Raw genomic sequence first — 14,278 nt, 5'->3', positions numbered from 1 at the left:
AATGGGTTTACGGGCATCAAAGTTGTTGGTATGGTTACTTATTTTGACGTTGGTTTCAAGCAGTTTTGGCGCTATGACTGCGATGGCGGCGGAGATTTCCAGCCTGGTCCTCAATAAAAATGAGCTTACGTTGGAAGTAGGCAGTACCGTATCGCTGACGGCGACGGCTGTTTTTGATACAGGATCGACAGAGAACGTAACGGTTAAAACCGATTGGAACTCCGGTGCGGCTGACATCGCCTCCGTATATGCGGGAGCCGTAACGGCGAAGAAGGAAGGGAAGGCTGTCATTACGGCAACCTACCTGGGGAAAACGGTCATAGTCAATGTGACGGTAACGAAGCGTGTACGGTCTTTGATCAAGGATAAGCAAACGATCGATTTGCGCAAAGGCAAGGAAGAGCAGGTTACGCTGACCGCTTATTATGACGACGGTACTTCCGAGGATGTAACGACCAAAGCGGAGTGGAACATCGACAACGGCCAGGTGGCGACGGTCGTCAACGGTAAAGTGACGGGACAAAGCTCCGGTACGGCGGTCATTACGGCCAAATATAACAACCAAACCGTATCGATTCCGGTTAGTATCGAGATCGTCAAACGCGTCGATGCGGAAAAATCGAAGCTGTCCCTGCTTATCAATCCGGAAGGAGAGCAGGTCAAGCTGTTCGCGACGTATCCAGACGGAACGAAGGAAGAGGTTTCGGCTATCGCCGATTGGGAGTCCGATAACCCGGAGGTTGCGGACGTATTGAAAGGAACGATTACCGGATACGGACCGGGTCAAGCCAACATCACGGCTACCTATGGAACGAAATCAACGACGATTAAAGTCGATGTAGATAATGCGATCAAGCTGTCGCTCGGCAAGGAAACAGTTCTATTGAAGAAGAACGAATCCGAGCAGCTGGAGCTGAAGGCGACGTATGCCGAAGGCAATACGGAAGTGATCAACGATCGGGCGGAATGGTCTTCGAGCAATGATGCCGTCGTCAGCGTAGTGAAGGGCAAGCTGTTCGCGATAGCAACGGGTGAAGCGACAATCACGGCGAAATACGGCCAGAAGTCCGTAACGGTCGTCGTTGATGTCGATGTGCCGAGAAGACTCGAACCCAATAAAGATTCCCTCGACATGAAGTCGGGCGAAGAGGAAGCTTTGGAGGTTAGAGCTACTTTTGCCGACGGAAAGAACGAGGAAGTGACAAGCCAGGCCAAGTGGTCGAGCGATAACGAAGCCGTTGCCTCGGTTGTAAGCGGCAAGGTGATCGCCCATAAAGCGGGTGAAGCAACGATCACGGCTACCTATGGCGAGAAAAGCGTCACGATCAAGGTTTCGGTGGACATTCCGATCATGATCAAGCCTAACGAGAGCAAAATAAGCTTCCAGCTTGGAAGCTATGAGAAGCTTACGTTGAACGCGATTTACAAGGATAAAACGGTAGATGTTACCGAGCTGGCGGAATGGACTTCCAGCGCTCCGGATATTGCGGGTGTAAGCAAAGGCACGATTACCGGGGTAGGTACCGGTACGGCAACCATCACGGCCAAATACGGAACGAGAACGACGACGATTCAAGTTTCGGTAGGCGTACTGAAAAGCCTGACCTCCAGCACCCAAACGAATCTTTCCTTGCAAAAAGGAGACAAAGTGACGCTGGACTTGACGGCAACATACACCGACGGTACCGAGGACAAAAATGCCGGCAAGGATGCGGAATGGACCAGCTCCAACTCGAAAGTCGCAACGGTTGATGCAGGGATAGTGACAGGCGTTACTTCCGGCGAAGCGACGATTACCGCGTCCTTCTCCAGCAAAACGATTACGTTTACCGTTCAGGTCGATATGGCGGACAAGCTGTCGGCATCTCCGACGTTCCTCAACTTCGACTTGGGCGAAACGAAGACGATTACTCTGAACGCAACGGACGCCAGCGGCACTCCAAGAGACGTAACGGGCGATGCGGAGTGGACTTCGAGCAATGCCGCTATCGCTACCGTAGATAAAGGCGTAGTGACTCCAGTCGCACGCGGCAAAGTGACGATTACAGCCAAATACGGCGGCAAATCGGTTTCGATCTCGGTCGAGATCGGAGTTGTTCAGCAATTGGATGTAGACCGGCGGTTTATTACGACGAAGTCCGGCTCTTCCGTTCAAATCGTCTTGACGGCTACTCTGTCGGACGGAAGCAAGAAGGATGTCAGCTCCAGCGCCCAATGGAAATCGAGCAATTATAAAATTGCCGACGTAGCCGAAGGATTGGTAACCGGAGTATCTGCCGGCAATGCAACGATTTCGGCTTCGTTCGGTGGCAAGAGCGTAGGCATTCCGGTAGAGATCGACAAGCTGAAATATTTGAAGACCGATGTCGTGACGCTGCAGCTGAAGCAGGGAGAAACGGCGGAGGTAAAAGCTACCGCTACATTCGATGATTTGTCGGAAGAGGATGTAACGATTCCATCGTTGTGGACATCAACCAACATCCGCGTTGTGGATGTGAAGGACGGTATCATCAAAGCAACCGGTAAAGGGAAAGCAACAGTGACCGTAACTTACGCCAAAAAGAAGACTACCGTTGTCGTTGTAGTCAGCTAATAGAAAGGAAACCTCCAAAACCGCTTGTTCAGCGGGATTGGAGGTTTTCTCATTTCAGCTTCGATTGCAGCAGCTCTACCAGCTGGTCGGACATGGCTTTCCCGCGGTCCATACCTGCGCCTGCACCTGCACCTGCGCCGGGACGATCCCCATTCTTCGGCGGATTCTCTTTATTGTTCTGACTCTGGTTTCCAGCCTGATTGGAATCGGTGGCGGCTGAATCGGACTTCTGTTGATTCCGCTTTTGTCGGGCTTCCTCCATTTTCTGCTTCTGCTCATCGGTTGGAGCCGGCATGGCCGTACCGTCGGCTTCCCCTTGCTTGCCGGGTCTTTGGGCTGCGGCCTCATCGAGAAATTTCTTCTGCTCCGCGGTCAGCTTCTCGACAAGCTTGGTCTGGTTATCCGTAGTAAGCTCACCCTTGGTTACGCTCTCCTGCACGACGGGAAGCATTTGCTGAGCTTGTTCCTTCGTGATGGCCAATCCTTCTTGTTTATCCATGCGAACGAGTGTTTGGAATGTCATCATCATTTGGCGCTGCTGCGAATTGACGGTCTGTTTCTGCTGTTTATCCTGCTTCTCTTGCTGGGACGACGATGCGCTAGCGTCCGTACTAGCGCTAGTGCTAGCCGAGCCGGAAGCTGAGGCGGCTGCCGTCGCCTGATCCTTTGCCTGTGTGCCGCAGCCGCTGGCAATCAGCGCGGTGAGGGCAAGGGTTCCCAATAGCCGATTATAGTTCATCGCGATATTCACCCTGTTCTTGTCGTTATGTATAAACGAGAGCTGCCGGAATAGGCAGCTCTCTTAGTAATGGTTGTGCTGTAATCGGCAAGCGGATTATTCAGCTGCGCTGGTGCTGGAGGAAGCTTCCTCCGCTGCGTTCGTGGAAGCGGCGGCTTTTTCTTTAAAGTGGAAGCTGCCTTTGCTTTCAACGAACTGCTTGATTGTATCGGTCATGCTGTCCTTCAGCTTGCTGATCAGCTGATCTTCGGTAATGCCGTTCGCTTGGGCAATTTCAACGAGCGATTTGCCTGCTTGCAGCTCGGTAGTCAATTGTTCTTTTGTAATTCCGATAACGGTAGCCAGCGTTTCCGGACTTGCCATGGATCCGATAGGGCGTTTGCCGAAGCCGTCAAATTGGCCGAACTTCATGCCGTTTTCCACCATTTTTTTCACACGGTCAGCAATGCCTTCTTTTTTCTTATTGGCCTCTTCTTGAGTCAGCTTGCCCGCTGTTACCGCTTCATCGATAGAAGCTGTTTCCGCAGCCGTTAATTTCGCAATCAGATCCTCTTGGCTTAAGCCTGCTTTCTCTTGAGCGATCTGAGCCAGCGTCTTGCCTTGCTTCAACTCATCGAGAATGACGCTCTGTTCCACTCCGATAACCGTCGCCGCTTCCTCGAAGATGCCGTGTCCGTTCTCCGGGCCTTTTCCGCCAGGGAAGTGTCCGCCTTTACCTCTGTCACCACCAAGATCGCCTCTGCCTTTATCGCCGCCAGAATCACCTTTGCCCGTGTTGGAGATTTCTTTTGTCAGTCGATCCGACAGGTTCGCTTTCTGCTTGTCCGCCTGCTCTTGAGTAAGCTTGCCGTCAGTGACCGCTTTATCGATCTCCGCCGTCGCTGCAGCCGTCAGTTTAGCCAGGAAGTCGGCTTCGCTTAAGCTTGCTTTTTCCTGAGCGATTTGGGCCAATGTTTTGCCTTGCTTCAGCTCATCTTTAATGACAGACTGCTCTACGCCAAGGATGGTTGCTGTTTGCTGCACCACGCTGCTTCCTTTTGCTTCACGGAATTCCATCGTTTTTTTGAAGAAATTGCCTCTATCCTGTTTGGTGCTGGTGCCTTCTGTATTTTGAGCTGCATTGGTATCAGTATCTTGGGCTTGCGCTTGAGTCAGTGCTGCGGTCAATCCGCCTCCAAGCAAAAATCCTGCAGCGATCGTACCTGTAAGTAATTTTTTTCCGATTGTTTTCATGGGCTTCTCCACCTTCGTTTATGATTTTGTTTTTCCTTACACTTTGAATTATAGGCTCGTATTATGAAAAAACCGTGAAGCGGAGCTTAATTGGAGATTAATGGCGGCTGAAAGTGTACTGAAAGAAATTTACCAATGGTTCCCTTGTATACAAAAGAAAATTGTTTATCGTATGCTCAACTTAGTCGTAGTCCATAAAGAAAAGGAAGCATAAAGAAACCGGAGAAGAGGAGACCTCGATGCAGATTCAGTTCAGACCCCGGCCATCATTATCACCTAAAAATCATGCCACAGCAGGGGCAATGGCCTTATGGGGCGCAATCGTACTTCTCTCGGTGGCTCTGTTATTGTCAGTATGGCCGGGAGCTGATGCGTCGGTACGTGTTCCTGTTTCTTCTACTATATTGCCGGCTTCAGGCAAGCTTTGCTTGATGACCTTTAATATTCGCCATGCAAAAGGATTGGACGGCCAAGTCAGGCTGTCTGCAATTCGCGATCAGATTCAGCAGGCCCAGGCCGATTTTGCAGCGCTGCAGGAGGTGGACCGGTTCCAATGGCGGAGCGGTCTCCAGGATCAGGCGAGAGTGTTGGCCAAGCAGCTCGGGATGAGCTATGCCTATGCTCCTGCTTTACGCAACGGGCTATCAGAGTATGGTATTGCATTATTAAGCCGGTACCCGTTGATTAACATTCAAATATACCCGTTGGCCGGAGTTCGCGAGCCTCGCGCCGTTCTGGCAGCTGAGGCAGTGGTGAAATTGCAGGACGGAGAGCAAAAGCGTCTCACGATAGTAACGACTCACTTGGGCGTTGCGAATGCAGACCGGGTACGACAAATGCCCGAGCTGATTCGGATCGTACAATCGCTCCCGGCTCCGGTTGTTTTGATGGGGGATCTAAATACGGCGCCCAATGATCCTTTAATGAAGGAATTGGAAACGGTGCTTCATAAAGTTTCGCTTCAAGCTCCGCTGCATTCGACTTTGATCCGCGGCGGCGAGATTGATCATATTTTCACAAGCTTGAATCCTTCTGTGACGACTGGAGCATGGACGGAGCCGACAAGGGCATCCGATCATGTCCCGGTTTTGCATGAAATCTCATTCCCATAAGCTCCGGTTCATGGGCGGCCCTCCTTCCGCATAGTATGGATATGATCGTTGGTATTCAACAAAGGAAGGAAGATCGCTCCATGCATGGATTATATATAGGAAGCAATAAAATGCTCATATCGACGTCCTGGAACGGGAGACTGCTTGTACCGGCGGATGATTTGAGTGTGATGCCGGAGCTGGTCTTCACAGGAGCGCTTGAGCTTCCTTTAACGAGCTTTATTATTAATGAAGTGAAGCATGGGCAAACCGTAGTCGATATGGGGGCGAATGTGGGCTATTTTACGGTGCTGCTGGGGCTGCTTGTCGGACCGACGGGCAAAGTCGTCGCTTATGAGGCGAATCCCGACATCGTCCCTTATTTGAACGATTCCTTGTCCATCAACTATTTGCATGATCGGACGACCGTCATTCCCAAGGCGGTTTATTCGTGCGATACGGTCGTTACTTTTTATGCCAATGCGAAATATAAAGGTAACGCTTCTATTCAAAAGCATCCCGACGTCTACTTTCAGCATTATAAAGAGGACGTGGTTCCGGTTTCCGTAGAAACGGAGGCGCTGGACCGGTATGCGGGCCTATTCCCTACGATTGATTTGCTCAAAATCGACATCGAGGGAGGCGAATACCACGCGTTCCTCGGGATGAAGTCTTTTCTCGATGGCCGGCGCATCGGAACGATTGTGTTCGAGCTTAACGGAACGGCGCTTCAGGACGACGAGGCTCCTTTTTTTGACCTGCTGCGTTCATATCGCGACAATGTGGGTTACACGTTTCATCTGATCGACAGGGAAGGAAGGCTTGTACCCGTATCTCTGGAAGAGCTTGCCGCCGCACCGGGATATCCCTATGTCGTTATGAAACCAAAGCCCTAATTTGTAACAATTATGAAAAAGAAAGCGGGACATTGCTTTCCTTGCTTTTTTTTACCTGATAATTGTTGTAAACTGAATGAAAATAATGTTTTTTCGTTGCGGAGCAATATCCTCACGTTACCGACCCCATCAAAGAGAGGCCGTTACATGAATATCAAAGAATGGAAAATTGAGCTTCGGCGGCAGGCGGAGGCCGAGCGCAACGCTCTGGAGCCTTCCGTACGCAGCGAGAAGTCTAAGCACATCAGTCATGCATTATGGGAAAGAATCAGAGAGATGATGGACTCCTGCGCCGGAGCGGGCCACCAGCCCACTTTATTTACATACGTTCCAGTCAAGTCCGAAGTTGATGTAACCCCCGTTATGGAAGCATGCTGGAAGAAAAATTACCGTGTGCTGGTACCGAAGGTGCAGCACGAGCCCAAGCAGCTGAAGCTGTTCGAAATCCAATCGTATGACGATTTGGAGAAGGGAGCATGGAACATTCCCGAGCCGAAGGACGATATTCCTCAATTTCATGATATGAAGAAGATTGACGTCATTCTGGTTCCGGGTCTCGCGTTTGACTTGCGGCTCGGAAGACTCGGCTACGGCGGAGGCTTTTACGACCGGTTCATACAGCAATATGTCCGCGCAGGGTGGACCAAGCCTTATATTATTGCGGGCGCTTATGATATGCAAATGATTAAGGAAGTGCCGATGGGCCTGTTCGATTTTCGATTGGACGAGCTTATTACGGAGAGCAGAGCTATCCGTGCCGCCAAGACAGGGGGAGCGAATCGATGACTAACGACACGCCGTTAACTCATTTTAACGAACAGGGCCGGGCCCGCATGGTCGATATTTCGGGCAAGCAGGAGACAAGCCGTACGGCTGCGGCGCGGACGACGGTTACGATGCAGCCTACTACGCTCACGTTGATCAAGGAAGGCCGCATAGGCAAGGGCGATGTGCTGGCCGTATCGCAGGTTGCTGCCATAATGGCGGCGAAAAAAACGTCGGACTGGATTCCGATGTGTCATCCGTTGTCATTAACCGGTGTAGATATCCGTTTTTCGGACAACGGGGTGGACGAACTATACATAGAAGCGACCGTCAAGACCAAAGGACAGACCGGCGTCGAGATGGAGGCTTTAACCGCAGTATCCGCTGCGGCGTTGACCGTATATGACATGTGCAAGGCGGCGGAAAAGGGCATGGTGATCGGGCCTACGCTGCTTGTCAGCAAATCCGGGGGCAAAAGCGGAGATTTTCACAGAAACGACACCGATTTGTAATTGCTTTGCTGTACAATAAGCCCAAGGAGAGGAGTAAGCTTATGCGTTGGAAAGTGGCGATTTTAACGGCAAGCGATCGAGGATCCCGGGGAGAGCGTGAGGATACGAGCGCCCAGGTTATCCGGGAGCTGATCGAAGAGGAAATTAACGGGGAAATTATCGAATACCGCGTCGTACCGGATGAGAAGGACGAGATTATGGCCGCGCTGATTGAAATGACCGACTATTTCAAAGTCGATCTTATCTTGACAACAGGCGGAACCGGACTGGCTCCCCGCGATGTGACGCCGGAAGCGACGCTAGGCGTGATCGATCGTCAGGCGCCGGGCTTTGCGGAGGCGATGCGGATGATCTCGATGCAGAAAACGCCGCGTGCGATGCTGTCCCGGGCCGTATCGGGCATCCGCGGACGGACGCTGATCATTAACCTGCCGGGCAGCCCTAAGGGCGTATCGGAAAATTTGGCTGCCATTATGGATCAGCTGCCTCATGCGCTTGGCATTTTGACCGGACGTGAAGGAGACCACGGGTATGAAGCGTGACGGAAGCTCGATGCTGCGCGAAGTGAAGGTCGAGGATGCCATCGGCATGATGCTGGCTCATGATTTGACGCAGATTCTTCCGGGTCAATTCAAGGGCCGGCTGTTCCGCAAAGGGCACGTGATTCAGGAAAGCGATATCCCTGCGCTGCTCAGCATCGGCAAGGAGCACATCTATACGATGGCGCTTGAGGAGGGCTGGCTGCATGAGGATGAGGCGGCTTTGCGCATGGCGCGCGCGGCTGCGGGCGGCCATGTCGTGCTGACGGAGCCGCATGAAGGCAAGGTGACGCTGAAGTCCGCCATCCATGGACTGGCCAAGATCAACAAGCCGCTCGTCGATGCGGTGAATGCTATAGATCAAATCGTCATGTCCACGATCAAGACGAATACGGTAGTGAAGCCGGGGCAAGCGCTCATAGGTACCAGGGTCGTTCCTTTAATCGTGGAGGAAGCCAAGATTGCTTCCGTAGAGCAACTCGCTGTCGAGCCGCTGGTCGAAGTGAAGCCGTTCCGTAAGCTTCGTGTTGGCATGATTACGACCGGCAGCGAGGTGTTCAAGGGGCGCATCCAGGACAAGTTCGGACCTGTCGTACGGGAGAAAGTTTCTGCGCTTGGCTCGGAGGTCATAGAGCAAAGGCTGACTCCGGACGAGAGCGATGCGATCGTGACGGAAATACGCTACTTTCTGGAAGAGCAGAAGGTCGATTTAATCCTCGTCACCGGCGGGATGTCCGTCGATCCGGACGACCGTACCCCGGGAGCGATCAAGCAGGCGGGAGCTCGCATTGTAAGCTACGGGACGCCGATGCTTCCCGGTTCGATGCTCTTGATCGGATATTTGGGTGAAGTGCCTGTAATGGGGCTTCCCGGCTGCGTCATGCACGATCCTTATACGTCGTTCGACGTCTTGCTGCCGCGAATCTGCGCAGGCGAGACTATTCGACGGGAAGATATTACGGAGATGGGATACGGCGGCATGCTGGGATGCTAGTTTGCTCGATTCTACCCATCTATTTATATTTGCTTAAGGTGAGAAAGTTTGTTTGAGCTTAGGGCGTTATAGTTATAAAGGAGGTCCTGAATTGAGTATTTCCCATTTGCTGCTGATCGCTATTGTCGCACTGGTCTTGTTCGGGCCGAACAAGCTGCCGGAGCTCGGACGGGCACTTGGCAAAACGATCCGCGAATTCAAAAAAACCGCCAACGACCTGATGGGCGATCTAAATGATTCCGAGCCGCAGCAGCCGCCGCGTAAGGACGTCACGCCGCCTCCGGTCACTCAGGTAAGTGAGCCCGTAGCGGCCGCACCGGCACAGCAAGACAAGCCGCCTGCAGATTCCCGCAGACTGCCTGATTAATATACGGCAACTTTTGCCGATAGATTTTTACTTCACAGCAGGTTGGTGAATGAATGCATGAATGATGAAGGAATGTCGCTGGTCGAGCACCTGGGCGAGCTTCGCAAACGGATTATTTGGGTATTGATCGTTCTGGTCATCGGGATGGTTATCGGTCTCATTGCCGCACAGCCGATCATTACGTATTTAAAAAGCGTGCCACCCGCCAAAGACATCAGCTGGAACGTGTTCTCACCGTGGGACGCCATCCGGATGTATATGAGCTTCGCTCTAATAACGGGACTGATTGTCACATTGCCTGTTGCTTTGTATCAAATCTGGGCGTTTTTAAAACCAGGCCTACGGGAAGAGGAACAAAAAGCTTCGCTGAAATTCGTGCCGTTTGCTTTTCTTCTGTTTTTGGTCGGTTTGGCTTTTGCCTATTTTGTCGTGTTTAAAATGGCGTTTCTCTTCACATCCGGCATTTCCGAGAAGCTTCAGCTTCAGGAAACGTACGGGATTGCGCAATATTTTTCCTTTATGTTCAATATTCTGATCCCCATTTCGCTATTGTTCGAGCTGCCGATTGTCATAATGTTTCTTACGCAGCTGCGCATATTGAATCCGAAAAGGCTTGCTAAGATTCGGCGATACGCCTATCTGATTCTGGTTATAGTCGCTTCCATGATTACACCGCCGGATATGCTTTCTGCGGTCATCGTATCGGTTCCTATGATTATTTTGTACGAGATCAGCGTGTTCTTGTCCGGGGTCGTGTACCGCAAACAGCTGCTTAAGGATAAAGAATGGGAGGAAGAATTCGGCGCTAAATAAAAAGTCTGCTTATACCGTTTTGTTGCGGCTTGGCGGGCTTTTTCTTTATCTTGGCTGCCGTATAAATTATTTGGGGTTGGACACAATGATGTAGGTGTGAAAAAACAGTAAAATCCGAAAAAGCACTTGCAAAATTCACACAAACTGATTATCATAATAAGTGTTGTTAGCACTTAACATCCACGAGTGCTAAAGAGAGTATACGAACAACCATAATCTAAAGGAGGCTATTTTCTCATGATCAAACCGTTGGGTGATCGCGTAGTCATTGAAGCCATTGCTAAGGAGGAAACCACAGCAAGCGGTATCGTACTGCCTGACACTGCTAAAGAAAAGCCGCAAGAAGGTAAAGTAGTAGCAGTTGGCAGCGGCGTTCTGAAAGACGGAGAGCGTATTCCGCTTGAAGTGAAAGAGGGAGACCGCATCATTTTCTCCAAATACGCTGGCACTGAAGTGAAATTTGATGGCCGCGAGCTTCTGATTATGCGTGAAAGCGACATTCTTGCCGTTCTTGCCTAATTTAGAGGGTCTTTACTTAAGTTAGCCTAATAGCTATCGCTTTATGATAAAGCGCAGCTTCTACTTATGATGCAAATAATGGAACGACCTTAAAATAAATCAAAACTATTCGGGAGGGTATCACTCATGGCAAAAGATATTAAATTCAGTGAAGACGCTCGCCGCGCAATGCTTCGTGGTGTTGACGCGCTTGCTAATGCCGTTAAAGTTACTTTGGGTCCTAAAGGCCGTAACGTCGTTTTGGAGAAAAAATTCGGCAGCCCGTTGATCACTAACGACGGTGTTACTATCGCTAAAGAAATCGAACTCGAAGACGCATTCGAGAACATGGGTGCTCAACTCGTTAAAGAAGTAGCAACCAAAACAAACGATGTTGCCGGTGACGGTACTACAACAGCTACAGTTCTTGCTCAAGCGATGATTCGCGAAGGCTTGAAAAACGTAACTGCAGGCGCTAACCCAATGGTTATCCGCAAAGGGATCGACAAAGCGGTTAAAGCGGCTGTTGAAGAGCTGAAAAACATCTCCAAGACTATCGAAGGCAAACAATCCATCGCTCAAGTAGCGGCTATCTCCGCTGCTGATGATGAAGTTGGCCAACTGATCGCTGAAGCTATGGAGAAAGTCGGCAAAGACGGCGTTATCACCGTTGAAGAGTCCAAAGGCTTCGCAACGGAGCTGGAAGTGGTTGAAGGTATGCAATTCGATCGCGGCTACATCTCCCCTTACATGATTACTGATACAGACAAAATGGAAGCTGTATTGGAAAACCCATATATCTTGATCACAGACAAAAAAATCTCCAACATCCAAGAGATCCTGCCTGTGCTTGAGAAAGTCGTACAACAAGGAAAACCGCTTGTTATTATCGCTGAGGATGTAGAAGGCGAAGCATTGGCTACTTTGGTAGTGAACAGACTTCGCGGCACATTCACTTGCGTAGCGGTTAAAGCTCCTGGCTTCGGCGACCGCCGCAAAGCTATGCTGCAAGACATCGCTGCCTTGACTGGCGGACAAGTAATCACCGAAGAGCTTGGATTGGATCTGAAATCCACTCGTCCTGATCAATTGGGTTCGGCTCGTCAAGTTCGCGTAACGAAAGAAAACACTATCGTGGTTGACGGCGCAGGCGACAAAAAAGACATCGGCGCACGTATCTCCCAAATCCGCACGCAATTGGAAGAGACTACTTCCGATTTCGATAAAGAAAAATTGCAAGAGCGTCTGGCTAAATTGGCTGGCGGCGTAGCCGTAATCAAAGTCGGCGCAGCTACTGAAACTGAGCTGAAAGAGCGCAAGCTTCGCATCGAAGACGCATTGAACGCTACTCGTGCTGCCGTTGAAGAAGGTATCGTATCTGGCGGCGGTACAGCCCTTGTTAACGTGTACGGTGCGGTCTCCGCTGTCCAAGCTAATGGCGACGAGCAAACGGGCGTAAACATCGTTCTGCGCGCTCTGGAAGAGCCTGTACGCACGATCGCAGCTAACGCTGGTCAAGAAGGCTCCGTTATCGTTGAGCGCTTGAAGAAGGAAGCTGTAGGCATCGGCTACAACGCAGCTACCGGCGAGTGGGTTAACATGTTCGAGTCCGGTATCGTGGACCCTGCTAAGGTTACTCGCTCCGCATTGCAAAACGCGGCATCCGTTGCGGCCATGTTCTTGACAACCGAAGCGGTTATCGCAGACAAACCGGAAAAAGATAAACCAGCTATGCCAGACATGGGCGGCATGGGTGGAATGGGCGGCATGATGTAATCAGGGCTACAAGCCCTTATGCATCAAAGCCTTCCGTTAGCGGAGACGTCGTTTCCATTTTTGACCACATAGGCTAACGAAGAAGCTTCTCACCAGTGTATGCTGATGAGAAGCTTCTTTTCTTTATTTCTTTACAGTTACAATCTGATCATTTTACAGACTTTTCAAGAATTACCGAAATTTTCAGATGCTTCCCTCTTCCTGGTTTTTGTGCGAAGATATACTCTTCATGTGGTTTCATCGTCCTTATGTCCCAACCGTTCCATGATCTCATGAAGCTCCAAATCAGCTTCTGCTAGCAGGGAGGTAAGGGTGTGAAGAAGGGAGTGAGGAGTAAGCGCTTATTAAGACCGGCGGTGATTTAAAAGTCTTGCCATTCGCTTTCCCACATTTTTCAGAATCTCCTGATAGCCCATGGACTTTGTCTTATGTATTCTTACAAAAACAAAGTCCTTGTTTAAACATCTCGATGAAGCATTTTGAGGTTCATTCTGCCATTTTCTATGCATTTCAAGAGTCTGTTTGATAATTGGCTCGATTCGATAATCCTTTTAGATTATTTTATTTTTGGGGGAGTGATTCGAAACACTTATGCATCGTTTGTCGGATTGCAGAGTATTTTTGTATTGCAATCGCATATTCGGTAAAAGAAACGTCTTATCAGGTCAATGCACACAACTCACCTGCGCACATGAAAGGGAAAGCGTTAGAAAAATGACCAGGAACCGTCGCTGTGCATTTTTCACCTGTACACTTAGGGAGGATAATTTCATTCACTTAACGAGAACAATCAAATATGAAAGTTCACGAAGCTCGTAAATAAGAAATTATGTGAAATTTTAGGGAATACATAAAGCAAAGACGATTACTTCCTTTTCATACTTGAGGCAATACAATTACATATCTGATTGATTATTCTTTCATGGTCTATTTTTATGTCGTGTTCCCAAACTCGTATCAGGCTCCAGTTGTTTTCAAGATAATAATTGCTTACCTCTTTGTCACGTTGGATGTTACGCTCTATTTTTTGGGACCAGTACTCAAGGTTCTTGGTAGGAGGCTTGTAGTGCTGTCTGCAACCGTGCCAAAAACATGAGTCAATGAAAATAACTACTTTATATTTTTTAATTGAGATATCTGGTTTACCATAAAGACTTCTTACATTTTTTCGAAATCTAAAGCCTTTTCTCCATATAGCTTTTGAAATTGATTGTTCTAATTTTGTGTTTTTACCTTTTATAGAGCTCATTACATGAAAGTTTTGGGTAGAAGTTCTCTTTCTGGACATATATAGCACCTCAAAACGAACGTTTGTTCCCATTATGAATGAAGTTGTGAAAAAAGGCAATCACCTTTAAGTACACTTGAGATGTCCCGAACATCAGATAACACCGTTTCACGCATCTGGCATTCGCCCTAAGTCTGTGCGCAGCTGACTAATGGAAGCCATATGAGCTGGCAA

14 protein-coding genes are annotated in these 14,278 nt (G+C 49.7%); 11 read left to right on the top strand and 3 right to left on the bottom strand.

What is annotated here, in order from left to right; translation table 11 throughout:
• Nucleotides 1–73: 73 nt before the first annotated feature.
• A complete protein-coding gene (locus ACFQ88_RS36665) occupies nt 74–2,593 on the top strand; it encodes an Ig-like domain-containing protein (RefSeq protein ID WP_379462599.1) in 2,520 nt (839 codons plus the stop codon).
• Between the two features lie 49 nt (nt 2,594–2,642).
• On the opposite strand, the gene ACFQ88_RS36660 is transcribed toward ACFQ88_RS36665, so the two are convergent.
• Nucleotides 2,643–3,332: a hypothetical protein gene (locus ACFQ88_RS36660; protein WP_379462597.1), complete on the bottom strand. Its 690-nt coding sequence runs from the start codon at nt 3,330–3,332 to the stop codon at nt 2,643–2,645.
• Nucleotides 3,333–3,428: 96 nt separating this feature from the next.
• Nucleotides 3,429–4,565, bottom strand: coding sequence for a hypothetical protein (locus ACFQ88_RS36655; protein WP_379462595.1), 1,137 nt, complete (start codon nt 4,563–4,565; stop codon nt 3,429–3,431).
• A 347-nt stretch (nt 4,566–4,912) separates the two neighbouring features.
• On the opposite strand from ACFQ88_RS36655, the gene ACFQ88_RS36650 reads away from it, so the two are divergent.
• The 10 genes from ACFQ88_RS36650 to groL all read left to right on the top strand — a co-directional run bounded on the left by ACFQ88_RS36650 (nt 4,913) and on the right by groL (nt 12,816).
• A complete protein-coding gene (locus tag ACFQ88_RS36650) occupies nt 4,913–5,677 on the top strand; it encodes an endonuclease/exonuclease/phosphatase family protein (protein WP_239630059.1) in 765 nt (254 codons plus the stop codon).
• A gap of 110 nt (nt 5,678–5,787) precedes the next feature.
• Nucleotides 5,788–6,552 carry an FkbM family methyltransferase gene (locus ACFQ88_RS36645; RefSeq protein ID WP_379462592.1) on the top strand — a complete coding sequence of 255 codons (765 nt, stop codon included), beginning with the start codon at nt 5,788–5,790 and terminating at the stop codon, nt 6,550–6,552.
• A gap of 147 nt (nt 6,553–6,699) precedes the next feature.
• The gene (locus ACFQ88_RS36640) at nt 6,700–7,338 is read left to right on the top strand and encodes a 5-formyltetrahydrofolate cyclo-ligase (RefSeq protein WP_379462590.1); all 639 of its coding nucleotides are present in this window, start codon (nt 6,700–6,702) and stop codon (nt 7,336–7,338) included.
• Complete coding sequence (gene moaC / locus ACFQ88_RS36635; protein WP_239630056.1) at nt 7,335–7,829, top strand: cyclic pyranopterin monophosphate synthase MoaC; 495 nt, start codon at nt 7,335–7,337, stop codon at nt 7,827–7,829. The genes ACFQ88_RS36640 and moaC overlap by 4 nt, the downstream gene beginning before the upstream one ends.
• A gap of 41 nt (nt 7,830–7,870) precedes the next feature.
• Nucleotides 7,871–8,371, top strand: coding sequence for a molybdopterin adenylyltransferase (gene mog / locus ACFQ88_RS36630; RefSeq protein ID WP_239630055.1), 501 nt, complete (start codon nt 7,871–7,873; stop codon nt 8,369–8,371).
• A complete protein-coding gene (locus ACFQ88_RS36625) occupies nt 8,361–9,362 on the top strand; it encodes a molybdopterin-binding protein (RefSeq protein ID WP_379462587.1) in 1,002 nt (333 codons plus the stop codon). Before mog ends, ACFQ88_RS36625 begins: the two co-directional genes overlap by 11 nt.
• 91 nt (nt 9,363–9,453) lie before the next feature.
• Entirely contained in the window at nt 9,454–9,729 is a 276-nt protein-coding gene (locus tag ACFQ88_RS36620) for a Sec-independent protein translocase subunit TatA/TatB (RefSeq protein WP_239630053.1), read from the top strand.
• 57 nt (nt 9,730–9,786) lie between these two features.
• Nucleotides 9,787–10,542, top strand: coding sequence for a twin-arginine translocase subunit TatC (gene tatC / locus ACFQ88_RS36615; RefSeq protein ID WP_239630052.1), 756 nt, complete (start codon nt 9,787–9,789; stop codon nt 10,540–10,542).
• Between the two features lie 237 nt (nt 10,543–10,779).
• Nucleotides 10,780–11,061, top strand: a complete 282-nt coding sequence (gene groES, locus ACFQ88_RS36610; RefSeq protein ID WP_239630051.1) for a co-chaperone GroES — start codon at nt 10,780–10,782, stop codon at nt 11,059–11,061.
• A 126-nt stretch (nt 11,062–11,187) separates the two neighbouring features.
• Nucleotides 11,188–12,816, top strand: a complete 1,629-nt coding sequence (gene groL / locus ACFQ88_RS36605; RefSeq protein WP_239630050.1) for a chaperonin GroEL — start codon at nt 11,188–11,190, stop codon at nt 12,814–12,816.
• Nucleotides 12,817–13,681: 865 nt separating this feature from the next.
• Here groL and ACFQ88_RS36600 read toward each other — a convergent pair.
• Nucleotides 13,682–14,104 (bottom strand): very short patch repair endonuclease, encoded by a 423-nt coding sequence (locus ACFQ88_RS36600; RefSeq protein WP_379462584.1) that lies wholly within the window; start codon nt 14,102–14,104, stop codon nt 13,682–13,684.
• Nucleotides 14,105–14,278 lie beyond the last annotated feature (174 nt).

Origin of the sequence: Paenibacillus sp. NPDC056579 (assembly GCF_042793215.1) — a bacterium.
GTDB lineage: Bacteria > Bacillota > Bacilli > Paenibacillales > NBRC-103111 > Paenibacillus_S.
Note: the sequence above shows the minus strand (reverse complement) of the source record. Positions and strands in the feature narration are given on the sequence as shown.

What these genes read in the sequence shown, in the direction of transcription:
- ACFQ88_RS36665 (WP_379462599.1), top strand. Translation starts at nt 74, where the DNA reads ATGACTGCGATGGCGGCGGAGATTTCCAGCCTGGTCCTCAATAAAAAT.
- ACFQ88_RS36660 (WP_379462597.1), bottom strand. Translation starts at nt 3,332, where the DNA reads ATGAACTATAATCGGCTATTGGGAACCCTTGCCCTCACCGCGCTGATT.
- ACFQ88_RS36655 (WP_379462595.1), bottom strand. Translation starts at nt 4,565, where the DNA reads ATGAAAACAATCGGAAAAAAATTACTTACAGGTACGATCGCTGCAGGA.
- ACFQ88_RS36645 (WP_379462592.1), top strand. Translation starts at nt 5,788, where the DNA reads ATGCTCATATCGACGTCCTGGAACGGGAGACTGCTTGTACCGGCGGAT.
- ACFQ88_RS36640 (WP_379462590.1), top strand. Translation starts at nt 6,700, where the DNA reads ATGAATATCAAAGAATGGAAAATTGAGCTTCGGCGGCAGGCGGAGGCC.
- moaC (WP_239630056.1), top strand. Translation starts at nt 7,335, where the DNA reads ATGACTAACGACACGCCGTTAACTCATTTTAACGAACAGGGCCGGGCC.
- mog (WP_239630055.1), top strand. Translation starts at nt 7,871, where the DNA reads ATGCGTTGGAAAGTGGCGATTTTAACGGCAAGCGATCGAGGATCCCGG.
- ACFQ88_RS36625 (WP_379462587.1), top strand. Translation starts at nt 8,361, where the DNA reads ATGAAGCGTGACGGAAGCTCGATGCTGCGCGAAGTGAAGGTCGAGGAT.
- tatC (WP_239630052.1), top strand. Translation starts at nt 9,787, where the DNA reads ATGAATGATGAAGGAATGTCGCTGGTCGAGCACCTGGGCGAGCTTCGC.
- groES (WP_239630051.1), top strand. Translation starts at nt 10,780, where the DNA reads ATGATCAAACCGTTGGGTGATCGCGTAGTCATTGAAGCCATTGCTAAG.
- groL (WP_239630050.1), top strand. Translation starts at nt 11,188, where the DNA reads ATGGCAAAAGATATTAAATTCAGTGAAGACGCTCGCCGCGCAATGCTT.
- ACFQ88_RS36600 (WP_379462584.1), bottom strand. Translation starts at nt 14,104, where the DNA reads ATGTCCAGAAAGAGAACTTCTACCCAAAACTTTCATGTAATGAGCTCT.